The organism is Pseudomonas sp. GL-B-19 (genome assembly GCF_019956415.1).
In the GTDB taxonomy this organism is placed as follows: domain Bacteria; phylum Pseudomonadota; class Gammaproteobacteria; order Pseudomonadales; family Pseudomonadaceae; genus Aquipseudomonas.
The window spans coordinates 19,143-42,320 of record NZ_JAHBDK010000038.1; the positions used below are offsets into that span (position 1 = coordinate 19,143).

Sequence of the window (23,178 nt, forward strand, 5' to 3'; positions counted from 1 at the left end):
TAGTATAGAGCCCCCCGAGAGTCGTCAAATGCTTTTTAAAAAAAATTCATTTAATTAAAGGAGTTAGGGGAATTTGCAGACCAAGCGCCTTTGCCCTCACCTCATGACATGCGAGAATGCGTTCTCTTTTTTTCCCCTCTCGATGGTTAATCACGCGCAATGACTGCACAACTAATCGACGGCAAATCGATCGCCGCCAGCCTGCGCCAGCAGATCGCCAAACGAGTCGCCGAGCGTCGCGAGCAAGGCTTGCGCACACCCGGCCTCGCGGTAATCCTGGTCGGCAGCGATCCCGCCTCTCAGGTTTATGTCTCGCACAAGCGTAAAGACTGCGAAGAGGTCGGCTTTAAATCCCAAGCCTACGACCTGCCTTCCGAAACCACTCAAGAAGCGCTGACCGATCTGATCGATCGCCTGAACGACGACCCGACAATAGACGGCGTTCTGCTTCAGCTTCCATTACCTGAACACCTGGACGCCTCCAAATTGCTGGAGCGCATTCGTCCGGACAAAGACGTCGACGGCTTCCATCCTTATAACGTCGGTCGTCTGGCCCAGCGTATTCCACTGCTGCGTCCATGCACCCCTAAAGGCATCATGACCTTGCTGGAAAGCACCGGTGTCGATCTTTACGGGATGAATGCCGTGGTTGTTGGCGCGTCCAACATCGTTGGCCGCCCGATGGCGATGGAATTGCTGCTGGCCGGCTGCACCGTGACCGTCACCCACCGCTTCACCAAGGACCTGGCCGGCCACGTTGGTCGTGCCGATCTGGTGGTGGTTGCCGCTGGCAAGCCCGGTCTGGTCAAGGGTGAGTGGATCAAGGAAGGCGCAATCGTGATCGACGTCGGTATCAACCGCCAGGAAGACGGCAAACTGGTCGGCGACGTGATTTACGAAACCGCCCTGCCCCGCGCCGGCTGGATCACACCAGTACCGGGTGGCGTTGGCCCGATGACTCGTGCCTGCCTGCTGGAAAACACGCTGTACGCAGCAGAAACCCTGCACAGCTAAGCGCCAAAGCAGGCGCAAACAGCGAGTTAAACAACCCCGCCCTTGGCGGGGTTCTTTTTGCCCGAAGAAAAAGTTCGACCAGCCGCCGGAAAATGACGTTTTTTTCATATTCCAGAAGACTTTCATTACTTCCCGGAACAACCATCGACAGTTATTCAGCCATACTCCAGAATGTCGCGCTTTTTACGAAATAGCCCGTTACAAAACGGCGTATCAACACATAATGAGTCTGCCAGCGTGAAAATCCGTCTATCCATCCTGAGCCTATTTTTTGCAGTTACAGGGTCTTTCATCACGCCAATCGCCAGCGCTGGCGATACCACCGCTGCGCCTCGAGATACGACACATCTCAAACTCGCTTCGGGCAGCTCATTAGTCATGGATTTGCAAACCAACAAAATCATCTACGCCAGCAACCCTGACGTGGTGGTACCGATCGCGTCCGTCAGCAAACTGATGACAGGTCTGGTCGTGGTTGAAGCCCGGCAGAACATGGACGAATACATCAACATCAACATCAGTGACACCCCGGAAATGAAGGGCGTGTTCTCCAGGGTCAAACTCAAGAGCGAAATGCCGCGCCGGGAAATGCTCCTGATTGCGCTGATGTCTTCGGAAAACCGCGCAGCAGCTAGCCTGGCCCACCATTATCCGGGCGGTTATGCGGCGTTCATCGCCGCGATGAACGCCAAGGCCAGGGCGCTGGGCATGACCAACACCCACTTTGTTGAGCCAACCGGCCTCTCCCCACGAAACGTGTCCACTGCCCGTGACCTGAGCAAACTGCTGGTCGCTGCGCACAAGCAACCGCTATTGACCGAACTCAGTACGACCAAAGAAAAGATCGTGTCGTTCCGCAACCCCAACTACAACCTGGCGTTCCGCAATACCGACCATTTGGTCCGCAAACAGGACTGGGACATCGAGCTGACGAAAACCGGCTTTACCAACGAGGCGGGTCATTGCCTGGTGCTGGTTACCAGCATGGGTAACCGCCAGGTCGCCCTGGTCATCCTGGATGCCTATGGCAAGTACACCCACTTTGCCGACGCTACCCGTATTCGCAACTGGGTAGAATCCGGCAAGGCCGCAGATGTGCCTTCCGTAGCCTTGCAATACAAGTCCGACAAGAATCTCAAAAGCCGTCAGACCGGGGTGATCGAAGCCTCGAAATAGACAAGTGCGCCCTGAAAACAAAGCCCCGAACATTCGGGGCTTTTTATTTGGGCGGATGTCAGTCGTTGGGCAGCGGCATCTGATCGTCATCCGGAATGCCATCCCCGGCGCTCGGGTCGCGATAGCCCTTGGGAGGCTCCGTCGGCACCACCACTGGCCTGGCCAAAGGATCGCGCAACGGACTGTCCGGATCCATCACCGGGTCCAGGTCCTGTTCAGGGGTTGTCGGAACGCTGTCCGGACGTTTGTCATCAAAACTCGAATCAGTAGACATAGGCACCTCACCTCATCAGGCTCAGGGTTTCAGATCAGCGAGAGGGTCGTAAGGCTTCGCTGGCGCCTTTGGGTTGTCGCCCGGTTTCACGTCCCTGGGCGCCTTGGCGGGACCGATGGGATCGACCTGAGGGTCGGCGAGGTCCGGCGAATCGGGATCGAACCCCAACTCATCGCCCGAAGAGTGCTCGGACGAGTGCGGGCCTTCAGGGGTAGTGGAATGTGCCATGGGCGCCTCCTTGGGTGTGGCCCGGACAAATCCGGGCGCTTTCCTTTAGAGAGCGAGTGCGCACGGCAGTGCCATGCAGAATGACGAACGGACGTTTACTGCGTGGTCAGGGCCTTCTTGGCCCGCGCAGCCGCTTGCTCCTGACCGGCCTGCCCCAGATCATTTGCCGCCTTGAGCCAACGCTGCTGATCAACGTTGGCCGGAATCTGATTCGGCTTCTGGATCAGCACGGCCCAGCCGCCAGCATCCTTGAACGAGGATTCAAACGAACTGAAGCTCATCAAATCCCGACGATCCATCCCCGCGCGCAGCAATACCGTCTGCTTCTTACGGTTGTAACCGGCGAGAATGGCGTAGCGCGGCTCAGACCAGAGCGCCGTGCCTTCCGTAAAGCGCACCATCACCGGATAACCGGCAGCGACCTGAGTCAGCAGTGCTGGCAAAGTACTGTCGAGGGGGTAAACCACCATCCCGTATTCACGGGCGAGGTTCTGCATGTTCTGCTGCAACTTGTCCTCGGCGCCCGGCAAATGCAGCGGTTTTTCGAGCAAACCCGGGGTAATCACGATGCCCTGCTGCGCCAACATGCTGGCCAACACTTGCGGTCCGCTTTGATAGGCTTGCCCGCGGTAGAACGTACCGCTGAGTTCCACCCGCTCCGGCAGACGCTGGATTTCAGGCGCAACGCTCCCGGCGCAACCCGCCAACCCGGCAACGCAGCCAACAATCAGCGCCGCCGCTCGAATTCGAGAAAATACCTGCTCCATCTTCACGCTCTTATTCAGACGCCGGGCAACTGGCTCCCGGCTTGGCCGTCGATCATAGGACGCCGCGCGACAACGGTATAGCTTTAACCGGCAGTTGCGTGCTTTCGATAGAGCGAACTGGTTAGTGACAGTCGACCTTTGGTCAATTGTCTGACACACAGCTGCGACTAGACTGATATTTGCAAAACGTGTGTGCCCGATGCAGGGCAAAGAGGAGGCACGATGAGCCTGGCAATGACGATTGTGATGTTGATTACTGGCTGGCTGGCCGTCGCCGCTGCCATGTTATGGGGAGTCCTGCGCATTACCCGGCGGCACCATCACCACCCGGCTCAATCGACGACTGTAGCCGACAACGAAAAACCAGCAGAACACCACGCCACCGCGCACTGAATAGCCATTTCAGTCTTCAAAAAAAAGGCCGCCTGAACACGTTCGTATTCAGGCGGCCTTTTCATTTATCGCCGATCAAGCTTCAGAGGCAATGCGCTTCTGCCTGGCCCGGCGCGACATCATGTTCAAGCACTCGATCGCTGCCGAGAACACCATGGCCGCATAGACGTAGCCTTTCGGTACGTGGGCGCCGAAGCCTTCGGCGATCAGCGTCATGCCGATCATGATCAAGAAGCCCAGCGCCAGCATCACAATCGTCGGGTTGTCATTGATGAACTTGGCCAATGGATCAGCCGCCAGCAACATCACCAGAACCGACACCACCACCGCGATGATCATGATCGGCAAGTGCTCGGTCATGCCGACAGCGGTGATGATGCTGTCGATGGAGAACACCATGTCCAGCAACAGGATCTGACCAATCGCAGCGGCAAAGCCCAGGGTCACGGTCGACGTCGCAGACTTCGGATCTTCAGGCGCCGGGTCCATGCTGTGATGGATTTCGGTGGTCGCCTTCCACAACAGGAACAGGCCGCCGGCAATCAGAATGATGTCCTTCCAGGAGAACGCGTGGCCGAGGATTTCGATCACAGGCGCCGTCAACTGGACGATGAACGCGATGGTGCTCAGCAGTGCCAGACGCAGGATCAACGCCATGCCAATACCAATGCGACGGGCTTTCTGTCGATGTTGCTCAGGCAGTTTATTGGTCAGGATCGAGATGAAAATCAGATTATCGATACCGAGCACGATTTCCATCACCACCAGGGTAGCCAGGGCGACCCAGGCGGCAGGGCTTGCAGCAAGTTCTAAAAGGTATTCCATGGGTCAGTCCTGACTCGTATTAGACGTTAGATTTCTTGGGACGAAGATTCGGTTTTTTCTTTGTTTTCGCCCGATGGTTCTTTCTTGCTGATCATGCCGCCGGTGGCGTCGCTGAGTGCTTGTTCGGCGGCTTTGTGGGTGTCGTCAATCGCCTGTTTAGCGCTTTCAGCAGCCTTGCCCATCAGTTGCTGAGCACTTTTTTCGGCCTGGTCGCAACCGGCCAATACCAGTAAAGATGCGAACAGCACTGCTGTGGTTTTGAAGTTCATGATGCTTCCCTCGTTAGAACAAACGGCACCAAAACCATGGCCCGTTGATAGCGACGCATTCTAGGGATGCAAACACTTCAGGAAAATTCGTATTTTTAGCGGTTATACTTCGGTTTTTACGAACTGTAGACCGTCATGCTCAACTATCGGCAACTGCATTACTTTTGGGTGGTGGCCAAGACCGGCAGCATCGTGCGCGCCTGCGAGCAGCTCAACCTGACACCCCAGACCATCAGCGGGCAAATCTCGCTGCTTGAGCAAACCTACGGCATCGAGTTGTTTCAACGCGTGGGCCGGCAACTTGAACTCACCGAGGCGGGCCGTCAGGCCCTGCCCTACGCCGAACAAATGTTTCAGCTGGGTGGTGAACTGGAATTGATGCTGCGAGCGCAGCCCAACGAGCAGCAGATTCAGTTTCGCGTCGGTGTCGCGGACGTCGTGCCCAAGTCCATCGTTTATCGGCTGATCGCGCCGACCATGGAATTGAGCGAGCCGCTACGCATCACCTGCCGCGAAGACAAACTCGAACGCTTGCTCGCTGACCTGGCAATCCAGCGACTGGACATGGTGATTTCCGACAGCCCGATGCCCTCGCACCTCGATATCAAGGGCTACAGCCAGAAACTCGGGGAATGCGGAATCAGCTTCTTCGCTACGGCCGAATTGGCCGCGCGGTACGGCCAGGACTTCCCCCGCAGCCTGAACGGCGCACCGCTGTTGATTCCGGGGCCGGAAACTGTGGTGCGCAACCGCTTGCAGCGCTGGTTCGCCGAGCAGCAAATCCAGCCGCGCATCGTCGGCGAGTTCGACGACAGCGCGTTGATGCAGGCTTTCGGTCAGTCCGGCAGCGGGATTTTCATCGGCCCGAGCGTGATTGCCGACGAAGTGAAACGCCAATGTAGCGTGGAAGTGATTGGCCAGACCGACACTGTGACCGAGTCGTTCTACGCCATTTCAGTGGAGCGCAAGGTCAAGCACCCCGGCATTGTCGCCATTACCGAAGGTGCCCGACGCCAGTTGTTCACCGAACTGTAAGCTTCAAGCGCAGATTTCACGCGGCTTGAAGGTCATTAGCGCAATCGCCAGAAGAATCGAGGCGAGAATAAAACCGGCCGCCGCAAAACCAAGGCCTTGCAACCCGACGTTGTCGATCACTCGGCCGCCGACCATGGCACCCAGACCGATGCCGAGGTTGGCCCCGGCAATGTTCAGCGACGCAGCGAACGCCGGCGCCTCGGGCGCCGCCTTCATCAGGCGCACATGGCTGACCAGGAACAACGCGGCCTGCGTCACGCCCCAAATACCCATCGCCGCCGCCAGACCGAAGGGCGAATGAATGTTCGGCACCAGCGCCACCAGGCCGGCAATCATGAACGCGCAGAACATCACCGAAGCGATCAGCGGATGACGATCCACCGCCCGGCCGCCCAGCGAGTTACCGATCAGCCCGACCGCGCCAAAGCCCATCAGGCACCAGCCGACCACCGTGCCGTCAAAACCGGCCAGGCGCTCAAGAATGTCCGCCAGGTAGGTGTAAGCGGTGAACATGCCGCTGAAGACCACAATCGACAACACCACATGGCCGACCATCAGCGGGCTGCGCAGGATTTTGAATTGCGAACGGAAACTCACCTGATGCTGGTGCAGGTTGGTTTTCGGCAGGTAGATAAACAACAGCAAGGCTTTGGCAAAGGCGATCACCGCCAGAATGCCAAAGGCGCTGCGCCAGCCGAACGCATCGGAAATCAGCGTGCCCACCGGAATGCCGAACACCGTGGCACAAACAATGCCGAAGCCGATCTTGGCGATGGCGCGCCCCGCGTAGTCGGGGCCGACAATATCCACCGCCGTTTCACTGGCCAGGGCCCAGAACACCGGCAACCCGAGTGCGGGAATCAACCGGGCGAAAGCCATCACCCAGATATTGGGCGCAAACGCCGCAAGAGTGTTGGCCAGACCGAACATGATCAGCACCGAGATGAACAGCTTGCGGCGTTCAAAGCGTGCGAAGTACGCGGTTAGGAACGGCCCGAAGGCCGCAACGGTAAAGGCGAACAAGGTCACCAGCAAACCCGCTTGCGGGATGCTGACTTCAAGATCTCGGGCGATGGCCGGCAACAGGCCGACAATAACGAACTCCGTGGTCAGCACCGTGAAACCGGCGGCAGACAACAGAAGAATGGGCAACAGCATGTACAACTCCAGAAAACGACGACGCCAGCGAATAGCCCGAAGGCCCACTGGCAGACTTGAAAATGAGGATGGCGAATCTTAACAGAGTGTTTCCAAACAGGGTTGCACGAACCTGCTTATCTCGTTGATTGCGCGGGTGGCAGATCGTCACAGGCCTGAAGGATCGGTCCTGCGCTGTGATAAAGTCCGCGCCCTGAAAAACGCACACCCTCGATCAGTTAAGGCACAAAACCTGTGGGAGCGAGCCTGCTCGCGATGGCGGACTGCCAGGCAACGCAAGTGTTGACCATGCCACCGTCATCGCGAGCAGGCTCGCTCCCACAAGGGTTGTGGCGTTCAATGCTTTAACTGATCGGCATTACACCCCTTTTCGGTTTTCCTGCCTGCGGCCTGCCCTGTTTGTTGCTGCATACCTGCGAAACCCTGCACCTATAAAAAATCAGAGATGCCGTTTTATGACCGCTTCATCCCCTTCGCTGTTGCAACGCCTGAAACGCTTGAATCTGGTCACGCAAATCATCATCGGCCTGATCGCCGGGATTGCCCTGGCGCTGTTCGCGCCGGACGTGGCCAAGTCCTGCGCTTTCATCGGCAAAGTGTTCGTCTCTGCACTGAAAGCCGTCGCGCCGATCCTGGTGTTCGTGCTGGTCATGGCGTCCATTGCCAACCATAAGCACGGCCAGGAAACTCACATTCGGCCGATTCTGTTTTTGTATTTGCTGGGTACGTTTGCCGCGGCGGTGGTCGCGGTGGTGGCCAGCATGATGTTCCCGTCGAGCCTGGTGCTCGCCACCCACGATGTCGCGGTCACCGCGCCGGGTGGTATCGGCGAAGTGCTGCAAAGCCTGCTGCTGAGCGTGGTCGATAACCCGGTCAGCGCGCTGATGAATGCCAACTTCATCGGTATCCTGGCCTGGGCCATTGGCATGGGCATCGCGATTCGCCATGCCGGCGATACCACCCGTGAAGTGCTGGGCGATCTGTCCAACGGCGTGACGCTGATCGTACGGCTGGTGATTCGGTTCGCACCGCTGGGGATCTTCGGCCTGGTGGCCTCGACCCTCGCCACCTCCGGCTTCGGCGCCTTGATCGGCTATGCACATTTGTTGGCGGTACTGCTCGGCTGCATGCTGTTCGTGGCGCTGGTGATGAACCCGGTCATCGTGTTCTGGAAGCTGCGTCGCAACCCGTATCCGCTGGTGCTGACCTGCTTGCGCGAGAGTGGCATTACTGCGTTTTTCACTCGCAGCTCAGCGGCGAACATTCCGGTCAACCTGGAGTTGAGCAAGCGTCTGGGCTTGCATGAAGACACCTATTCGGTGTCGATCCCGCTGGGCGCGACCATCAACATGGCCGGCGCGGCGATCACCATCACCGTGTTGACCCTTGCAGCAGTGCACACCCTGGGCATCGCCGTGGACATTCCGACCGCGATACTGCTGAGCGTCGTCGCGGCGATCTGTGCCTGTGGCGCCTCGGGCGTGGCGGGTGGTTCGTTGCTGCTGATCCCACTGGCGTGCAGCCTGTTCGGCATCCCGAGCGAAATCGCCATGCAGGTGGTGGCAGTCGGGTTCATCATTGGCGTGTTGCAGGATTCGGCGGAAACCGCGCTGAACTCGTCTACTGACGTACTGTTCACCGCCGCGGCTTGCCTGGGTGAAGAAAAGAAAGCCGAACGTCTGGCCTAACTAACACCGCCGCCCCCTGTAGGAGTGAGACCGGCTTGCCGGCGATAGCGGTGTGTCGGCCAACATTGACGCGACTGATAGACCGCTATCGCCGGCAAGCCGGTCTCACTCCTACAGGGGCGGCGGTGTTGGTGAAGAATGTTCGCACATGAAAAAGCCCCCGCAACCCAAGGCTGCGGGGGCTTTTTTGTACCTGGACGGTTTAGAACGCGCCCATGTAATCGCGCTTGCCCACTTCCACACCGTTGTGACGCAGCAGCGCGTACGCAGTGGTGACGTGGAAGAAGAACTGCGGCAGGCCGTAGCTCAGCAGGTAAGCCTGGCCACTGAAGCGCTTCTCTTTCGGAGTGCCCGGACGGGTAACGATCTCGATGCCTTCCTTGCCATTGATCTGCTCCGGCTTGATCTCGGCGATGTAAACCAGAACCTTGGTCAGCAGTGCTTGCAGCTCGGCGAAGGTGGTTTCGGTGTCTTCGTACTTCGGCATTTCAGCTTCGGCCAGACGCGAAGAAACGCCTTTGGCGAAATCAACGGCGATCTGTACCTGACGCACCAGCGGAAACATGTCCGGGTACAGGCGGGCTTGCAGGAACGCGTTCGGGTCGATGTTCTTTTCGGTAGCGTGCGCTTCGGCTTTTTTCAGCACGTCACTCAGGGCGGTGAGCATTTGCTTGAAAACAGGAACGGAAGCGTCGTACAGGGAAATGGTCATGGCAGTCTCGTGTGGTGACAGGAGGGGAAAACGTCGGCGGATTATAGCCGTGCCCGCCCCTCCTGCGACGGGTCTTTTTCAGTGGCAGTCCCCACCCATGCGCACGAGCAGTGCAGCGCGGTGCGGTTTCAGATAGGAGTCGACTTCACCGACTTTGCACGACGCCAGGTTCTGCAATTGCGGATCCAGGGGCTCTTGCGCGAACAGCAGCCCTGCCGGGCGCGCATCATCTTGCAACTGCGCAAGCGTCAGCGGCGCAACCGGTCGGCCCATGTAATAAACCAGGCGGATATCCGGTTCACCGACGCTGTAGGCCTTCTGGCCCGGCTGCCCGGCGGCCAGTGTGGCGACCTGCTCCAGACCGCCGAAGCGGTGAGACAGCACCCGCGCTTCGACAAACACATAAAACACCACAAACCCGGCCAGCATCACATAGGGAACCGTGGCCAGACAGGTTCGCCAGCGCCCCTTCATGTCTTCGAGCACTGCCGTCCAGTGCATGGCCAGCAGCAAGGCCATCGACGGGTAAACCGGCAACAGGTACTTGCCGTGTTTTTCGGTGAACATGGAAAAGACCAGCAGTGGCAGCAGCGTGCAACACAGCAGCATGGCCGCCTCACGGCGCGAACGGATCATTGCCCAGAACTTGCGCGGCTGTACAAACACAATCAGCCAGAACGGGAAGAAATCACCGGCCAGATACAACAGATAGGCGTACCACGCCTCGGCGCCCTGCCCGTCGATCTTCTTCACGATGTCTTCGCTGATAATCGATGCCCAAATGCCCCAGCCCTGACTCAACGACACCGCCACGTACCATGAACTGCCCAGCACCAGGGCCAGCAGCCAACCCCAACCGTCACACAGGTAGGCTTTGGCCCGCGCATCACGGTAGATCAAAGCGTAAGTCAGGATCGGCGCCGTCACCCACAACAGGCAAACCGGCCCTTTGGTCAGCAGCGCGCAGCCTAAAAGGAGGTAGCTGAGACGACTCCACAGCACCCGGCCCTGCTGGAAGATGAACTGCCACGCCGCCAGCAACGCGCCGAAACACAGCAGGGTCAGCAGCATCTCGATTTCCGAGCGGCGGGCGAACAGGCTGAAGGCGCCGTTTGCGGCCAGGAACACCACGGCGAACAAGCCGACCTGACGCCCCGCCTGCCGGACGCCGTACCAATACGTACCGAGGCAGCACAAAGTCGCCGCCAGCGCCGAAGGCAGGCGCACGCTCCACTCGGACACACTGCCCAGCACGGCCGTCGATACCAGGCCGACCCAATAGAAAAACGGCGGTTTGGACAGGTACAAATCACCGTTCATGTACGGCAGCAGCCAGCTCCCGGCTTCGTGCATTTCACGCACGGTGACGGCGCGGCGAGCCTCGTTGACACTGAGAAACGGTACGCTGCCCAGTCCCCAGAAAAACAGCAGTGCGATGGCGACCGCCGCCATCAACGTGATATTTCGGGTCGATAACGATCCGCGCATGACCTACTCCTTCAGGTTTTTGCTTTTGGCGATCAACTGCAAGTTGCGAAAGTAAACGATAGTGCCAAAGGCCTGGCCGACGATGAACACCGGGTCTTCCCGGTAAATGGCGTACGCGAGCAAAAGCGTGCTGCCAACGATGCTCAGGTACCAGAAACTCACCGGGATCACGCTGCGTTTTTTGTATTCGCTGTACAGCCACTGCAGGACAAAGCGGCCGGTAAAGGCGATCTGGCCGACAAAACCGACCACCAGCCACAAGGCTTCGCGGGAAAGGTTCATCCTTCGATCTCTTTCGCATGGGTGTTCAGGCGCGTGCGCTTGATCAGCCACCAGACCCCAACCAGGTCGAGAATGCCCACCAGGGCACGGTCGAGATTGCCGTACTTGGACACCCCGGCGGTGCGCGGGCGGTGGTTGACCGGATGGACGATCATTCGGCCGTTATGACGCTGGATCAGAGCGGGAATAAAGCGATGCATGTGGTCGAAGTACGGCAGACGCAAAAATGCAGCGCGCTCGATCAGTTTCAAGCCGCAACCAGTATCCGGGGTGGCGTCCTGGAGCAAGCGGCGGCGCAGACCATTGGCGAAACGCGAGGCCCAGCGTTTGCTCGCGGTATCGCGGCGATTGACCCGGTGCCCGGCCACCAATTGCACGTCGCTCGCCCCAGGTTTGCCGCGCACCAGCGCCAGCATGCCGGGAATGTCCGCCGGATCGTTTTGCCCGTCGCCATCGAGGGTGGCCAACCAGTGTCCGCGCGCCTCGAGCGCTGCGTGGTAGAGCGACGTGCTCTGCCCCAGCGAGCGCTCATGGTGCAGGATGCGCAATGCACTCAGACCGTTGTTCCGGATCTGCCGCAGTTCATGCAGGGTGGCATCGGTGCTGCCATCGTCGACGACGATGATTTCGTAGGGCTCGTCAGCCAGGGCCACGCGGATTTCCTCAAGCAGGGGCTTGAGGTTGTTGGCTTCGTTTTTGGCGGGAATCAGTACGGATACAAAAATGTCTTGGCTCATGGAGTCTCTCTCGCCCTTATTGATTTTTCAGTTATCGGAGGCGAATAAAGGTGGCCTACACCGAGAGACTCGATGCATGGGTCAGTTGATTGGAGCGGTGCATCCCTGCGGGCCACAGCGATTAGCACTGGCGCGAGCACGCATACGGTGCCCGTCAGATTGTAAAAATGGCGTTAAGATTTCATCACGGTTTCGTCATCGTTTCCCCGGGAGCACGACGAATTCTGTTGCCATTGGCGCTCGCCAATCTAAAGTGCATTCACGCAAGTGAAAAACATGAACAGGGTAAGGATGCGCCACCATGAGCACTGAGCAAGAGACGACCTTCGACGAGCCGCGGCTTAACAGCACGGAAATCCGCATTTTGGGCTCGCTGATCGAAAAGCAGGCCACCAGCCCGGAGACCTATCCGCTGACCCTCAACGCCCTGGTGATCGCTTGCAACCAGAAAACCAGCCGCGAACCGGTGATGAACCTGACGCAGGGCCAGGTCGGCCAGAGCCTGCGGGCGCTGGAAGGACGCGGGCTCACTAAACTGGTGATGGGCAGTCGCGCCGATCGCTGGGAACACAAGGTCGACAAGGCCCTGGAGTTGGTGCCGGCTCAGGTGATTCTGACCGGGTTGTTGTTCTTGCGCGGCCCGCAAACGGTCAATGAACTGCTGACCCGCAGCGGGCGCATGCATGAATTTGAAGATGCCGAACAGGTGGTTCATCAACTGGAGCGTTTAATTGCTCGGGGGTTGGCGTTGTTGATCCCGCGCCAGGCCGGGCAGCGCGAGGACCGGTATATGCATGCGCTGGGGGATCCGGCGGATATCGAGGTTATCCTGGCAGCGCGGCAGAATCCGGTTGAGCGCGGCGCCGGTAGCGGCGTATCGATTGAGCGAATCGAAGAACTTGAAGCGCGCATTGCCGCGCTGGAAGAGCGCTTGGCCCGCCTCGAATAAACCAGCCACAAATCTATAACTGTAGGAGTGAGCCTGCTCGCGATGGCGGAGTGTCAGTCAACATCAAATTTGGATGTGCTGGCCTCATCGCGAGCAGGCTCACTCCCACATTGAATTGATGGCGCCTGTAGCTACTCACCGTCCCAGTAATCTACGCCGTCGCCCGGCCGGGCGATGGCGACAAAGCCTGATGCATTGCCCTCGGCATCCACCTTGAAGTCATCCATCACCGCGTATTTGCCGGAATCCGGGTACTCGCAGATCTCCGGCGATTGCTGGGTGCTGACCGCCAGATAGCGCAGTTCAGCGTTGCTGGTGTTGATGATTTGATGCGCCGTTTCCGGGCCCCCCGTCGGGCAAGCGATCACGTCACCGGCCCGAATCGGGAAACGCTCGGTCCCGAGACGAATCTCACCTTCCCCGGCCACGACATAAAACATCTCCTCGTTGACCCGATGACTGTGAAACGGACTGCCTCGCATACCCGGTTCCAGCACATACAACCGATACCCAAGCTTCTGCGCGCCCAGTTGCTGACCGACGCGGGCCATTCGCTGCTGATAGCGGCCGGCCGTGTCGCCCGTGGGCGCCAAGGCTTCGGGCAATGATTCAAGATCAATCTGGTTCAGGTTGAGAATGCGCGGATGCATGGGACTACTCCTGGCTGCGGGCAAATTCCACAGCGTTGTGAAACTGCTCATCCGTCGGCCGAACACCGGTGTACAGCACAAATTGCTCCAGCGCCTGGATCGCGACAACCTCCAACCCGGTGATCACCCGCTTGCCTTCAGCGCGCGCCCGCACGATCAGTGGCGTTTCCGAAGGGATCGCCACCACATCGAAGACTGTCTCGGCTGCGGCGATGGTTTCAGGATCGAACGCCAGTTGATCGGCCTCCGGACCGCCCGACATGCCGATCGGTGTGACGTTGATCAGCATTTGCGGCCGCTGTGCGCCCAGTTCCGCTTGCCACTGATAGCCCAGCGACTCAGCCAATGCACGCCCGGCGTGTTCATTGCGGGCGACAATCAAGCCGTTTTTGTAGCCGCCGTCGCGCAATGCGCTGGCCACAGCCTTGGCCATGCCGCCGCTGCCGCGCAGGGCAAAGGTTGAATCCTTGGGGACTTCGTGGGTGTTGAGCAGTTGCTCGATGGCAATGTAATCGGTGTTGTAGGCCTTTAAATGACCGTCGGTGTTGACGATGGTGTTGATCGATTGAATGGCCGCCGCCGAGGCGTCGAGTTCATCCACCAGTGCGATGCACGCTTCCTTGAACGGCATCGACACGCCGCAGCCACGGATACCCAGAGCGCGAATGCCACCCACGGCACCGGGCAAATCCTGGCTGCTGAAGGCCTTGTAGTAGAAGTTAAGGCCCAGTTGTTCATACAGATGATTGTGAAACCGCAGGCCGAAGTTACCGGGGCGCGCGGACAGCGACATGCACAGTTGGGTGTCTCGATTGGGGTTCATCTGCATGAAACTTTCTCCTTCAACAGCACTTTCAGATGGACGGGATTAGCCATTCCATCGGGTCTGTTCGATCATTACTGTATAGGCAGCGCGAGATAGCGCGGGCCCGTCAGGAAACCGGTACAGACCTTACACAAAATTTACCCGACGGCCGTGCTGATTTTCGAAAAAATGCTGTCTTAGAGGTATCCCCCGCGACAATCCTTGGGTCTATTGCAGACGCAAGCGCCGGGGCGAAGAGCCGAGGAATTATCATGATCCGTAAAATTCCTGCAGTTGCCTTGCTGATCGGTGCACTCGCTATCACAGGGCAGGCGCAAGCCCATGGCGGTGGTTGTGGTAACTGCTGGCAAGGTCCAGCGATCTATGGCGCGCTCGTCGGTTCAGCCATCTTCGGTTCGGCCCTGATTAACGCCAATCGACCGGTCTATGTACAACAACAACCGGTTTATTACCAATCGCCACCGGTTTACTACCAACCAGCGCCGGTCTACGTGCAACAACCGGTCTACTACGCCCCTGCACCGATTTACTACGGCCCGCCGCGTTATTACGGCCCGCCACGCGGTTACTATGGCCATGGCCATGGCCACGGTTATGGTCACTGGTAATCACCCAGCCCCGCCTCAGTAGCGGGGCTTTTTTATAACCGTTCGTCGGCGAACGTCTGGATAAATCGCGTCAATGTCGCTGTGGGGACAGCGTAGGTGATTCAAATTGGCAATATTGACTTGAATCATCCCCGCCTTGCGCCAAACAGTCATATTTATGTCATGTCAGGTCCGCAAGCTTGGATCTGTCCGCAAACAACAGGTCAATAACAACAAGGACGACCTCATGCCCACACAAAACCCGCACCGCATTGTCGGTTTGTGCACTTCCAGCAAGGTGTACAACGCATTGACCGAACTCAAGCACCTGGAAGGCCATCGCAGCGCCAAGTTCCTTTCACTGCTGGCCGAAAACCTGGTGCGCAAAGGCCTGCTAAATGAGCACGAAGTGGTTCATATGCTCGATCTGGTCGTCGACTGAGGCGAACAGTCACCGGCGTCAATGACGACTATCGAAAGCGTTGATTTTCCGTTTTAGTGCCACGTCCGTAAGGTAGCCCCATCGATTGATGGAGGTACTTATGTCCCAGGTTCAAATCATGTCCGTTGTTGGCAGCGCCGTTCCCGCCCCGCTTAGAGCGCTGGGAATGCTCGCCTGTTGGTACCTGGTGCAGGACGGTGAAGCGATCAGTGGTCCGCTCACCTCGCTGCCGGACGCCCAGGCCTTGTCGCAACGTCTCGGCCAAGGCCAGCTAAGCGCTTAAGGCAGCTGCACCTTCGGTTTGGTTTCAAGGAAAATGGCCCAACTGGACATGAACAAGGCGGCGATCAGTGGCCCGATGACAAAGCCGTTGAGGCCAAAGATCGCCAGACCACCCAAGGTCGAGATGAGGATCAGATAGTCCGGCATCTTGGTGTCCTTGCCCACCAGGATCGGTCGCAGCACGTTATCCACCAGACCGATTACAAAAATCCCGTACAGCCCCAACACTACGCCCTGCCACATCGCCCCGCTGAGCAGGAAAAACGCCGCCACCGGCGCCCAGATGATCCCCGCCCCCACCGCTGGCAACAGCGACAAAAACGCCATGAGTACCGCCCAGAGCAACGCGCTCGGTATATCCAGAAACCAGAAAATCAAGCCACCCAAGGCGCCCTGCGTAATTGCCACCAGCAGGTTGCCCTTCACCGTCGCCCGCACCACCCGATTGAACTTGAGTTGCAACCGACGTTTCTGGTGCTCCTGCAACGGCACGGCAGCGCGAACTTCGCGCGCCAACTCGGCGCCGTCGCGCAGAAAGAAATACAACAGGTAGAGCATGATGAAAAAGCTCACCACAAAATCAAACGTACCCTGGCCGAAACTGAACACCTGCGTGGCGAAAAACTCGTTACCCGTCACCGCACTCTTGATGATTTTTTCCCGCAGCCCGCTCAGCTCCCCCACCCCGAACCGATCGAGTAAATGCTGGAAGTACGGCGGCAGGCTGTGTTTGAAGTGCGACACATACCCTGCGATGTCCAACTCACCGCTTTCGATGTTTTTGTACAGTATCGCCCCCTCTTGAACCAGGAAGAAACCGAGGATGATCACCGGCAGGATCGCAATCACCAGACAGATACTCAGCGTGAGCAGCGACGTCAGGTTGCGCTCCCAGCCCAGCTTCAATTGCAGTCGACGCTGCATCGGCGCAAAGAGAATGCCAAGAATCACCGCCCAGAACACCGCGCCGTAAAACGGCAGCAAGATCCAGATGAACGCGGCAGTGACCAGCCCCAGCAAGATCACCAGCGATTTGTTCCGTACGGTTTTTTCGTTCATGTCCGATCCGTGTCAGTGCGCAGGGACACAGGCTCTTATAAGTTGAGCTGTCCTTATGCTTAGTCCTCCACGGTTCGCGCGAGTGCCATGCGTTTGTTCACAAAGCCTGGATCCAGATCAATAAACTCCAGGCGCAAGACGATTACGCTCCAGGCTTTTGCGACTGACATTGCCATGACTCCCCTTGCCCCCGAACTGCTCGCCCCCGCCGGCACCTTGAAAAACATGCGTTATGCCTTTGCTTACGGCGCCGATGCGGTGTACGCCGGCCAGCCGCGCTACAGCTTGCGGGTGCGCAATAACGAATTCGATCACGCCAACCTGGCCCTTGGTATCCAGGAGGCCCAGGCCCAGGGCAAGCGCTTTTATGTGGTGGTGAACATTGCACCACACAACGCCAAGCTCAAGACCTTCCTCAAGGACCTGGCGCCGGTGATCGCCATGGCGCCGGATGCGCTGATCATGTCCGACCCGGGCTTGATCATGCTGGTGCGTCGGCACTTCCCACAGATGCCAATTCATCTATCCGTGCAGGCCAACACCGTCAACTGGGCGAGTGTCGAGTTCTGGCAGCTACAGGGGGTGAGCCGGATCATCCTGTCGCGGGAACTGTCCCTGGAAGAAATCGGCGAAATCCGCCAGCAGGTGCCGGCCATGGAGCTGGAAGTGTTTGTCCACGGCGCGTTGTGCATGGCGTATTCCGGGCGCTGCCTGCTGTCGGGTTACATGAACAAGCGCGACGCCAATCAGGGCAGTTGCACCAACGCCTGTCGCTGGAAGTATTCGGCGCAAGAGGCCACGGAAAATCAGCTCGGCGAAATAGTCCAGCAGTACCAGCCCGAACCGACCTTGGGCATCGGCGCCCCCACCGACCAGGTGTTCCTGTTGCAGGAAGCCAATCGGCCGGACGAGCTGATGCCAGCCTTCGAAGACGAGCACGGCACTTACATCATGAATGCCAAGGACCTGCGCGCCGTGCAACATGTCGAGCGCCTGACGCTCATGGGTGTGCACTCGCTGAAAATCGAAGGGCGAACCAAATCCCACTTCTATTGCGCCCGCACCACGCAGGTGTATCGCCGGGCCATCGACGATGCCGTCGCCGGCCGTGAATTCGACCGTAGCCTGATGACCGATCTGGAGTCATTGGCCCAGCGCGGCTACACCGAAGGTTTTTTGCGTCGGCATGTGCATGACGAATACCAGAATTATCAGCACGGCAGCTCGGTGTCGGAGCGACAGCAGTTTGTCGGTGAATTGACCGGTGAGCGGCGTGAGCGGCTGGCGGAGGTCAAAGTGAAGAACCGCTTTGGCCTGGGCGATCACATGGAGTTGATGACACCCCAGGGCAACTTCCATTTCGATTTGCATCAATTGCAAAACGCTAGAGGCGAGCCGATTGAAGTGGCCCCGGGGGATGGGCACACGGTGTATTTACCGATTCCGGACGGGGTGGACCTGAAGTTTGGCTTGTTGATGCGCGATGTCAGCGCGAGTTGAAAACCCATCAATGGTGCGACGTGCCCCCTCGCCACAATATTCAGCCACTCGCTGAAAAGCGGTCACGGCTGTTGGTCAGGTGCAGCCACATCGCTGCTCGCGCCGCGTCCGGATCCTGGCGCTTGATCGCGTTGAGAATTGCCTCGTGCTCAAGGTTGGCGAGTTGCCCAAGCTTGCTTAAATCCGCCGCCCCACGCTCGGCGGCATTGACGCGGGTTCGCGGGATCATCGCACTGCCCAGATGCTGCATGATCTCGGTGAAGCACACATTGCCGGTAGCTTCGGCGATCAACAGATGGAAGCGCTTGTCGGCTTCGACGCAGCTGTCGTTGTTGCTCAGCAAGCGCTGATAGTCGTCCAGCGCTTCACGCATCTGCGCCAGTTGCTGCTCCGTACGACGGGTCGCCGCCAGCGCGGCAGCCTGGGTTTCCAGCCCCATGCGCAACTCCAGAATGCTGCGCACCCCCAGTGCGGTATCGACATTCAGCCGCAAGCCCTGCTCCGGCGCGCGTTCGATGACAAACGTGCCAATGCCATGCCGGGTTTCCACCAGCCCCGACGCCTGCAATTTCGAGATCGCCTCGCGCACCACGGTGCGGCTGACCCCGTGTTCCTGAACGATTGAGTTCTCCGACGGCAGCTTGTCCCCCGGCAGCATCTGGCCGAGAAGAATGCTCTGGGTCAGTTTGGCCACCAGGTCGTGAGCGAGGTTGTGGCTGCGCTTGGGGACAGGCGTGTCGAGGTCATGTTGCATGGCGATTTCCGAAAGCAGGGCTCACGGAATCGTAGCACCGCACTGGGTTGGGTTCTCTATAAAACAGCGCAAAACTTGTATGACAACACTCAACAACTGCGCCTTATTTGCGTACCACCACGGCTTAAGCAAAATAAAAAAAGAATCAAAAAATGCCTAAACACCACCAATTTGTTGGGCACAGACGCTTGCAGAACAAAAAAATGTAGTTGTATGATGTCTATCAACAACGCAGCACAAGCCACACCCCGCATAAAAATAATCAGTGGGAGAAAACCAAGTGAATACATCCGTATCAGGGATGCACCACGGCGCCGATTCGGTCCTGAAGTCCGCCATCTCGAAGGTGAAACGCCATGTTTTGCCGCTGTTCGTCATCATGTTCATCGTCAACTACATCGACCGCGTGAACATCGGCTTCGTCCGCGCGCATATGGAGCATGACTTAGGCATTGGTGCCGCCGCTTATGGCCTCGGCGCCGGCCTGTTCTTCATCGGTTACGCGCTGTTCGAAGTCCCCTCCAACATCCTCCTGCAAAAAGTCGGCGCGAGAATCTGGCTGACCCGCATCATGCTGACCTGGGGCCTGGTGGCCGCCGGAATGGCCTTCATCCAGAACGAAACCCACTTCTACATCCTGAGATTTTTGCTGGGTGTGGCCGAAGCCGGGTTCTTTCCGGGAGTGATTTACTACTTCACTCGCTGGTTGCCCGGCGTGGAACGCGGCAAGGCGATTGCGATTTTTCTCAGCGGCTCGGCGATGGCCTCGCTGATCTCCGGCCCGCTGTCTGGTCTGCTCCTGCAACTCAACGGCTTCGGGTTGCACGGCTGGCAATGGATGTACTTCATTGAAGGAATGTTTTCGGTCGGGCTGTGCGTGTTCGTCTGGTTCTGGCTGGACTCCAAACCCCACGACGCCAAATGGCTGACCCGCGAAGAACAGGATGCGCTGGTCAACGCCATCGGCGACGAACAACGGGCCCGCGAAGCCGCGACACCGATCAAACCGTCGCTGGGCAAACTGCTCAAGGATCGCCAGATCATCCTGTTCTGCCTGATCTACTTCTTCATCCAGCTGACCATCTACGCCGCGACCTTCTGGCTGCCGAGCATCATCAAGAAGATGGGCGACCTCAGCGACATTCAGGTTGGGTTGTTCAACTCGATCCCCTGGTTGCTGTCGATTGTCGGCATGTATGCCTTTGCTTCCCTGTCATCCAAATGGAAACACCAACAAGCCTGGGTCGCCGCTGCGCTGCTGATTGCTGCCGCCGGGATGTTCATGTCAACCACAGGCGGGCCGATCTTTGCCTTTGTTGCGATCTGCTTTGCGGCGCTGGGTTTCAAATCCGCCTCGTCGCTGTTCTGGCCGATTCCGCAGGCCTATCTGGACGCGCGGATTGCCGCGGGGGTGATCGCGTTGATCAACTCGGTGGGTAACCTTGGCGGCTTCGTTGCACCGACTACCTTCGGCTTTCTGGAGGAACACACTGGCTCGATTCAGGGCGGACTGTACGGGTTGGCCGCAACCTCGATCATCGCCGCGATCATTGTCTTTGCCGCCCGCAACACACCGAAAACCGCACCGGCCGTTGCGCTGGGCAAACCAACGCGCACCCACGCCTGATCACTTTTCAAGGACAAAACAATGAACCCACAAGACTCCGCAAAAGCCCCAATCATCACCAGCATGCAGGTGGTTCCGGTAGCCGGACACGACGGCATGCTGCTCAACCTGAGCGGCGCCCACGGCCCGTTCTTCACCCGCAATATCGTGATCCTCAAGGACAACGCCGGACACACCGGTGTCGGTGAAGTACCGGGTGGCGAGCGTATTCGTCAGACACTGGAAGACGCCCGCGCACTGATGGTTGGCAGCCCGATCGGTACATATCAGAAGATCCTCAATCAAGTGCGCCAGACCTTTGCCGATCGCGACGCCGGTGGTCGCGGCTTGCAGACGTTCGACCTGCGCATCACCATTCACGCAGTCACCGGCCTGGAAGCCGCCCTCCTCGACTTGCTCGGCCAGCATCTGGACGTGCCGGTTGCTGCCCTGCTCGGTGAAGGGCAACAGCGTGACGAAGTGAAGATGCTCGGTTACCTGTTTTACGTCGGTGATCGTAACGAAACCGACCTGGCCTATCGCAGCGAACCGGACGCCGACAATGACTGGTTTCGTGTGCGCCATGAAAAAGCCATGACCGCTGACGCCGTGGTGCGCCTGGCCGAAGCCGCCCATGCCCGCTACGGTTTCAAGGACTTCAAACTCAAGGGCGGCGTGCTCAGTGGCGATGAGGAGATCGAAGCGGTCACCGCGCTGGCCGAACGCTTCCCGGATGCACGCATCACCCTCGACCCGAACGGCGCATGGTCACTCAAGGAAGCCATTCGCTTGTGCCGCGATCAGCACCACGTTCTGGCTTACGCCGAAGACCCGTGCGGCGCGGAAAACGGTTACTCGGGCCGTGAGGTCATGGCCGAATTCCGCCGCGCCACCGGCCTGAAAACCGCAACCAACATGATCGCCACCGACTGGCGTGAGATGGGTCACGCGATCCAGTTGCAATCAGTGGATATTCCGCTGGCCGACCCGCACTTCTGGACTATGCAAGGCTCGGTGCGTGTGGCGCAGATGTGCCACGAATGGGGGCTGACCTGGGGTTCGCACTCCAACAACCACTTCGATATTTCCCTGGCAATGTTCACCCACGTTGCAGCGGCCGCGCCGGGCGAGATTACCGCCATCGACACCCACTGGATCTGGCAGGACGGCCAGCGGTTGACCAAAGCACCACTGCAAATCGTCGACGGTTGCGTGCAAGTGCCGAAGAAGCCTGGGTTAGGTGTGGAATTGGACATGGATCAGTTGGCCAAGGCCCACGAACTGTACAAAGGTATGGGGTTGGGGGCGCGAGATGATAGCGTGGCGATGCAGTTTCTGATTCCGGGCTGGAAGTTCGATAACAAACGGCCGTGTCTGGTGCGCTGACGCTGTACTCCTTGCAGGAGCGGCGGTGCGACGATTCGACTTGCCCGCGAAGGCGCCGGCACATTCAACAATGATGTCGCCTGAAACTCCGCTATCGCAGGCAAGCCAGCTCCCACAGGTTGGCATCCGCTAATTCATTTCGGCCGCTTGCAGCAGCCAGCCCTTGAACGACATCATCGCTGCCGTTTCGGGACGCGATTGCAGTCGGGTCAGCCAATAGCTGCCGGTGGTGATCCCGATGGCGAACGGTTGCTCGATTGCACCCGCAGCCAGTTGTCGGGAAAACATCAGCGGCGGCGCCAACGCAATGCCTGCGCCCTGAAGCGCGGCCTCCATCATCGCCAGCGAAGAATCGAAAATAATGCTCTTGGCGGTCGGTGCATTGGCCGGCAACCCGCAAGCCAGAAACCACTCAGGCCACTCGTCTGTGCGGTAGGAACGCAACAACGTTTGTTTCAGCAGATCCTCAGGCGAGCGCAATTGCCGGGCGAGTTCGGGAACGCACAGCACCGACAACGGCGCATCGATCAAACGTAGCGCTTCAATGCCGTGCCACGCGCCGGCGCCAAATCGAATCGCGTAATCCAGCCCCTCAGCAGCCACGTCCACGCGGTTGTTGTTGGTCGACAGACGCAAATCTATGAACGGATGTTTCGCCTGGAAGTCCCCCAGTCGCGGCAACAGCCAACCTACTGCAAACGTCCCCACCGCCCCCACCGTCAATACCTCCCGATAATGCCCACCCTCGAAACGCTCAAGCGTTTCGGCGATACGGTCGAAAGATTCGCGCAATACCGGCAGCAAGGTTTCACCTTCACTCGTCAGCATCAGCCCGCGGGGCAAGCGCTTGAACAGCGTCACATTAAGCTGAGCCTCAAGACTTTTGACCTGATGACTCACTGCCGCTGGAGTGACGAACAACTCCACCGCCGCCCGAGTGAAGCTCAAATGACGCGCGGACGCCTCGAAAGCGCGCAATGCATTCAGCGGCAAGTGAGGACGAATCATGCCAACTCCATAATTTTTCTAATGGCTAACCCGAAATATCGTCGTTTGTCGCCGCTCGGCAGACTGCCTAGATTTGGCTCACC

At 58.5% G+C, this 23,178-nt stretch carries 27 protein-coding genes and 1 pseudogene; 12 read left to right on the plus strand and 16 right to left on the minus strand.

Annotated elements, in window-relative coordinates:
* Positions 1–159: 159 nt before the first annotated feature.
* Positions 160–1,014 (plus strand): bifunctional methylenetetrahydrofolate dehydrogenase/methenyltetrahydrofolate cyclohydrolase FolD, encoded by an 855-nt coding sequence (gene folD / locus KGB06_RS16195; RefSeq protein ID WP_223517424.1) that lies wholly within the window; start codon positions 160–162, stop codon positions 1,012–1,014.
* 155 nt (positions 1,015–1,169) lie between these two features.
* Here the strand turns inward: folD and KGB06_RS30000 are convergent, their stop codons facing one another.
* Positions 1,170–1,394, minus strand: a complete 225-nt coding sequence (locus KGB06_RS30000) for a hypothetical protein (RefSeq protein WP_223517510.1) — start codon at positions 1,392–1,394, stop codon at positions 1,170–1,172.
* Here KGB06_RS30000 and pbpG point away from each other — a divergent pair.
* Positions 1,306–2,190: a D-alanyl-D-alanine endopeptidase gene (gene pbpG, locus KGB06_RS16205; RefSeq protein WP_223517508.1), complete on the plus strand. Its 885-nt coding sequence runs from the start codon at positions 1,306–1,308 to the stop codon at positions 2,188–2,190. The genes KGB06_RS30000 and pbpG overlap by 89 nt on opposite strands.
* A 58-nt stretch (positions 2,191–2,248) precedes the next feature.
* Here the strand turns inward: pbpG and KGB06_RS16210 are convergent, their stop codons facing one another.
* From KGB06_RS16210 to KGB06_RS16220, 3 genes and pseudogenes are all read right to left on the minus strand, one after another.
* The gene (locus tag KGB06_RS16210) at positions 2,249–2,464 is read right to left on the minus strand and encodes a hypothetical protein (RefSeq protein WP_223517426.1); all 216 of its coding nucleotides are present in this window, start codon (positions 2,462–2,464) and stop codon (positions 2,249–2,251) included.
* Between the two features lie 21 nt (positions 2,465–2,485).
* Positions 2,486–2,692, minus strand: coding sequence for a DUF6021 family protein (locus KGB06_RS16215; RefSeq protein ID WP_223517428.1), 207 nt, complete (start codon positions 2,690–2,692; stop codon positions 2,486–2,488).
* A 95-nt stretch (positions 2,693–2,787) separates the two neighbouring features.
* Positions 2,788–3,515: pseudogene (locus tag KGB06_RS16220) on the minus strand (peptidase C39 family protein).
* 166 nt (positions 3,516–3,681) lie between these two features.
* On the opposite strand from KGB06_RS16220, the gene KGB06_RS16225 reads away from it, so the two are divergent.
* Complete coding sequence (locus KGB06_RS16225; protein ID WP_223517432.1) at positions 3,682–3,852, plus strand: hypothetical protein; 171 nt, start codon at positions 3,682–3,684, stop codon at positions 3,850–3,852.
* A 75-nt stretch (positions 3,853–3,927) separates the two neighbouring features.
* Here KGB06_RS16225 and KGB06_RS16230 read toward each other — a convergent pair whose 3' ends face one another.
* Together KGB06_RS16230 and KGB06_RS16235 are read right to left on the minus strand one after the other, a co-directional pair.
* A complete protein-coding gene (locus KGB06_RS16230) occupies positions 3,928–4,677 on the minus strand; it encodes a TerC family protein (RefSeq protein ID WP_223517434.1) in 750 nt (249 codons plus the stop codon).
* A gap of 26 nt (positions 4,678–4,703) precedes the next feature.
* Positions 4,704–4,946 carry a hypothetical protein gene (locus KGB06_RS16235; RefSeq protein WP_223517436.1) on the minus strand — a complete coding sequence of 81 codons (243 nt, stop codon included), beginning with the start codon at positions 4,944–4,946 and terminating at the stop codon, positions 4,704–4,706.
* 135 nt (positions 4,947–5,081) lie between these two features.
* Between KGB06_RS16235 and nhaR the strand changes: the two genes are divergently transcribed.
* Positions 5,082–5,981 carry a transcriptional activator NhaR gene (gene nhaR, locus KGB06_RS16240; RefSeq protein ID WP_223517444.1) on the plus strand — a complete coding sequence of 300 codons (900 nt, stop codon included), beginning with the start codon at positions 5,082–5,084 and terminating at the stop codon, positions 5,979–5,981.
* A gap of 3 nt (positions 5,982–5,984) precedes the next feature.
* Here the strand turns inward: nhaR and KGB06_RS16245 are convergent, their stop codons facing one another.
* Complete coding sequence (locus KGB06_RS16245; protein ID WP_223517446.1) at positions 5,985–7,139, minus strand: MFS transporter; 1,155 nt, start codon at positions 7,137–7,139, stop codon at positions 5,985–5,987.
* A gap of 455 nt (positions 7,140–7,594) precedes the next feature.
* Between KGB06_RS16245 and sstT the strand changes: the two genes are divergently transcribed.
* Positions 7,595–8,827, plus strand: a complete 1,233-nt coding sequence (sstT, locus tag KGB06_RS16250; protein WP_223517448.1) for a serine/threonine transporter SstT — start codon at positions 7,595–7,597, stop codon at positions 8,825–8,827.
* Positions 8,828–9,029: 202 nt separating this feature from the next.
* On the opposite strand, the gene KGB06_RS16255 is transcribed toward sstT, so the two are convergent.
* The 4 genes from KGB06_RS16255 to KGB06_RS16270 form a co-directional block, all read right to left on the minus strand.
* A complete protein-coding gene (locus tag KGB06_RS16255) occupies positions 9,030–9,539 on the minus strand; it encodes a DUF1993 family protein (RefSeq protein WP_223517451.1) in 510 nt (169 codons plus the stop codon).
* A gap of 78 nt (positions 9,540–9,617) precedes the next feature.
* Positions 9,618–11,027 carry an ArnT family glycosyltransferase gene (locus KGB06_RS16260; protein ID WP_223517453.1) on the minus strand — a complete coding sequence of 470 codons (1,410 nt, stop codon included), beginning with the start codon at positions 11,025–11,027 and terminating at the stop codon, positions 9,618–9,620.
* Between the two features lie 3 nt (positions 11,028–11,030).
* Positions 11,031–11,309: a lipid-A-disaccharide synthase N-terminal domain-containing protein gene (locus KGB06_RS16265; protein WP_223517455.1), complete on the minus strand. Its 279-nt coding sequence runs from the start codon at positions 11,307–11,309 to the stop codon at positions 11,031–11,033.
* Positions 11,306–12,046, minus strand: coding sequence for a glycosyltransferase family 2 protein (locus KGB06_RS16270; RefSeq protein ID WP_223517457.1), 741 nt, complete (start codon positions 12,044–12,046; stop codon positions 11,306–11,308). The genes KGB06_RS16265 and KGB06_RS16270 overlap by 4 nt, the downstream gene beginning before the upstream one ends.
* A gap of 301 nt (positions 12,047–12,347) precedes the next feature.
* Here KGB06_RS16270 and KGB06_RS16275 point away from each other — a divergent pair, with 301 nt between their 5' ends.
* Positions 12,348–12,995 carry a YceH family protein gene (locus KGB06_RS16275; protein WP_223517460.1) on the plus strand — a complete coding sequence of 216 codons (648 nt, stop codon included), beginning with the start codon at positions 12,348–12,350 and terminating at the stop codon, positions 12,993–12,995.
* 131 nt (positions 12,996–13,126) lie between these two features.
* Here the strand turns inward: KGB06_RS16275 and KGB06_RS16280 are convergent, their stop codons facing one another.
* Both KGB06_RS16280 and KGB06_RS16285 read right to left on the minus strand, forming a co-directional pair.
* A complete protein-coding gene (locus KGB06_RS16280; RefSeq protein WP_223517462.1) occupies positions 13,127–13,645 on the minus strand; it encodes a cupin domain-containing protein in 519 nt (172 codons plus the stop codon).
* A 4-nt stretch (positions 13,646–13,649) separates the two neighbouring features.
* The gene (locus KGB06_RS16285) at positions 13,650–14,474 is read right to left on the minus strand and encodes a shikimate 5-dehydrogenase (protein ID WP_223517464.1); all 825 of its coding nucleotides are present in this window, start codon (positions 14,472–14,474) and stop codon (positions 13,650–13,652) included.
* A 248-nt stretch (positions 14,475–14,722) separates the two neighbouring features.
* On the opposite strand from KGB06_RS16285, the gene KGB06_RS16290 reads away from it, so the two are divergent.
* The 3 genes from KGB06_RS16290 to KGB06_RS16300 all read left to right on the plus strand — a co-directional run bounded on the left by KGB06_RS16290 (position 14,723) and on the right by KGB06_RS16300 (position 15,783).
* Positions 14,723–15,079, plus strand: a complete 357-nt coding sequence (locus tag KGB06_RS16290) for a hypothetical protein (RefSeq protein WP_223517466.1) — start codon at positions 14,723–14,725, stop codon at positions 15,077–15,079.
* A 226-nt stretch (positions 15,080–15,305) separates the two neighbouring features.
* Positions 15,306–15,500, plus strand: coding sequence for a hypothetical protein (locus KGB06_RS16295; protein ID WP_007944773.1), 195 nt, complete (start codon positions 15,306–15,308; stop codon positions 15,498–15,500).
* 100 nt (positions 15,501–15,600) lie between these two features.
* Complete coding sequence (locus KGB06_RS16300; protein ID WP_223517468.1) at positions 15,601–15,783, plus strand: hypothetical protein; 183 nt, start codon at positions 15,601–15,603, stop codon at positions 15,781–15,783.
* Here KGB06_RS16300 and KGB06_RS16305 read toward each other — a convergent pair.
* Positions 15,780–16,841: an AI-2E family transporter gene (locus tag KGB06_RS16305; protein ID WP_223517470.1), complete on the minus strand. Its 1,062-nt coding sequence runs from the start codon at positions 16,839–16,841 to the stop codon at positions 15,780–15,782. The genes KGB06_RS16300 and KGB06_RS16305 overlap by 4 nt on opposite strands.
* A 174-nt stretch (positions 16,842–17,015) precedes the next feature.
* Here KGB06_RS16305 and yegQ point away from each other — a divergent pair, with 174 nt between their 5' ends.
* On the plus strand, positions 17,016–18,341 hold the full coding sequence (gene yegQ, locus KGB06_RS16310) for a tRNA 5-hydroxyuridine modification protein YegQ (protein ID WP_223517472.1): 1,326 nt from the start codon (positions 17,016–17,018) through the stop codon (positions 18,339–18,341).
* 40 nt (positions 18,342–18,381) lie between these two features.
* On the opposite strand, the gene KGB06_RS16315 is transcribed toward yegQ, so the two are convergent.
* Positions 18,382–19,095 (minus strand): FadR/GntR family transcriptional regulator, encoded by a 714-nt coding sequence (locus tag KGB06_RS16315; RefSeq protein ID WP_223517474.1) that lies wholly within the window; start codon positions 19,093–19,095, stop codon positions 18,382–18,384.
* A gap of 280 nt (positions 19,096–19,375) precedes the next feature.
* On the opposite strand from KGB06_RS16315, the gene KGB06_RS16320 reads away from it, so the two are divergent.
* A complete protein-coding gene (locus tag KGB06_RS16320; protein WP_223517476.1) occupies positions 19,376–20,722 on the plus strand; it encodes an MFS transporter in 1,347 nt (448 codons plus the stop codon).
* A gap of 21 nt (positions 20,723–20,743) precedes the next feature.
* Complete coding sequence (gene gudD / locus KGB06_RS16325; protein ID WP_223517478.1) at positions 20,744–22,087, plus strand: glucarate dehydratase; 1,344 nt, start codon at positions 20,744–20,746, stop codon at positions 22,085–22,087.
* A gap of 129 nt (positions 22,088–22,216) precedes the next feature.
* On the opposite strand, the gene KGB06_RS16330 is transcribed toward gudD, so the two are convergent.
* Complete coding sequence (locus KGB06_RS16330) at positions 22,217–23,095, minus strand: LysR family transcriptional regulator (RefSeq protein WP_223517480.1); 879 nt, start codon at positions 23,093–23,095, stop codon at positions 22,217–22,219.
* Between the last annotated feature and the right edge of the window lie 83 nt (positions 23,096–23,178).

Excerpts from the sequence above, each read along its gene's own strand:
- KGB06_RS16245 (WP_223517446.1), bottom strand. The coding sequence starts at position 7,139 with ATGCTGTTGCCCATTCTTCTGTTGTCTGCCGCCGGTTTCACGGTGCTG.
- yegQ (WP_223517472.1), top strand. The coding sequence starts at position 17,016 with ATGACTCCCCTTGCCCCCGAACTGCTCGCCCCCGCCGGCACCTTGAAA.
- KGB06_RS16235 (WP_223517436.1), bottom strand. The coding sequence starts at position 4,946 with ATGAACTTCAAAACCACAGCAGTGCTGTTCGCATCTTTACTGGTATTG.
- KGB06_RS16305 (WP_223517470.1), bottom strand. The coding sequence starts at position 16,841 with ATGAACGAAAAAACCGTACGGAACAAATCGCTGGTGATCTTGCTGGGG.
- KGB06_RS16230 (WP_223517434.1), bottom strand. The coding sequence starts at position 4,677 with ATGGAATACCTTTTAGAACTTGCTGCAAGCCCTGCCGCCTGGGTCGCC.
- gudD (WP_223517478.1), top strand. The coding sequence starts at position 20,744 with ATGAACCCACAAGACTCCGCAAAAGCCCCAATCATCACCAGCATGCAG.
- KGB06_RS16315 (WP_223517474.1), bottom strand. The coding sequence starts at position 19,095 with ATGCAACATGACCTCGACACGCCTGTCCCCAAGCGCAGCCACAACCTC.
- KGB06_RS16300 (WP_223517468.1), top strand. The coding sequence starts at position 15,601 with ATGTCCCAGGTTCAAATCATGTCCGTTGTTGGCAGCGCCGTTCCCGCC.
- KGB06_RS16330 (WP_223517480.1), bottom strand. The coding sequence starts at position 23,095 with ATGATTCGTCCTCACTTGCCGCTGAATGCATTGCGCGCTTTCGAGGCG.
- folD (WP_223517424.1), top strand. The coding sequence starts at position 160 with ATGACTGCACAACTAATCGACGGCAAATCGATCGCCGCCAGCCTGCGC.
- sstT (WP_223517448.1), top strand. The coding sequence starts at position 7,595 with ATGACCGCTTCATCCCCTTCGCTGTTGCAACGCCTGAAACGCTTGAAT.
- KGB06_RS16285 (WP_223517464.1), bottom strand. The coding sequence starts at position 14,474 with ATGCAGATGAACCCCAATCGAGACACCCAACTGTGCATGTCGCTGTCC.
- KGB06_RS16215 (WP_223517428.1), bottom strand. The coding sequence starts at position 2,692 with ATGGCACATTCCACTACCCCTGAAGGCCCGCACTCGTCCGAGCACTCT.
- KGB06_RS16255 (WP_223517451.1), bottom strand. The coding sequence starts at position 9,539 with ATGACCATTTCCCTGTACGACGCTTCCGTTCCTGTTTTCAAGCAAATG.
- KGB06_RS16260 (WP_223517453.1), bottom strand. The coding sequence starts at position 11,027 with ATGCGCGGATCGTTATCGACCCGAAATATCACGTTGATGGCGGCGGTC.
- KGB06_RS16210 (WP_223517426.1), bottom strand. The coding sequence starts at position 2,464 with ATGTCTACTGATTCGAGTTTTGATGACAAACGTCCGGACAGCGTTCCG.
- KGB06_RS16280 (WP_223517462.1), bottom strand. The coding sequence starts at position 13,645 with ATGCATCCGCGCATTCTCAACCTGAACCAGATTGATCTTGAATCATTG.
- KGB06_RS16290 (WP_223517466.1), top strand. The coding sequence starts at position 14,723 with ATGATCCGTAAAATTCCTGCAGTTGCCTTGCTGATCGGTGCACTCGCT.
- nhaR (WP_223517444.1), top strand. The coding sequence starts at position 5,082 with ATGCTCAACTATCGGCAACTGCATTACTTTTGGGTGGTGGCCAAGACC.
- KGB06_RS16275 (WP_223517460.1), top strand. The coding sequence starts at position 12,348 with ATGAGCACTGAGCAAGAGACGACCTTCGACGAGCCGCGGCTTAACAGC.
- KGB06_RS16270 (WP_223517457.1), bottom strand. The coding sequence starts at position 12,046 with ATGAGCCAAGACATTTTTGTATCCGTACTGATTCCCGCCAAAAACGAA.
- KGB06_RS16225 (WP_223517432.1), top strand. The coding sequence starts at position 3,682 with ATGAGCCTGGCAATGACGATTGTGATGTTGATTACTGGCTGGCTGGCC.
- KGB06_RS16265 (WP_223517455.1), bottom strand. The coding sequence starts at position 11,309 with ATGAACCTTTCCCGCGAAGCCTTGTGGCTGGTGGTCGGTTTTGTCGGC.
- KGB06_RS16295 (WP_007944773.1), top strand. The coding sequence starts at position 15,306 with ATGCCCACACAAAACCCGCACCGCATTGTCGGTTTGTGCACTTCCAGC.
- KGB06_RS30000 (WP_223517510.1), bottom strand. The coding sequence starts at position 1,394 with ATGACTAATGAGCTGCCCGAAGCGAGTTTGAGATGTGTCGTATCTCGA.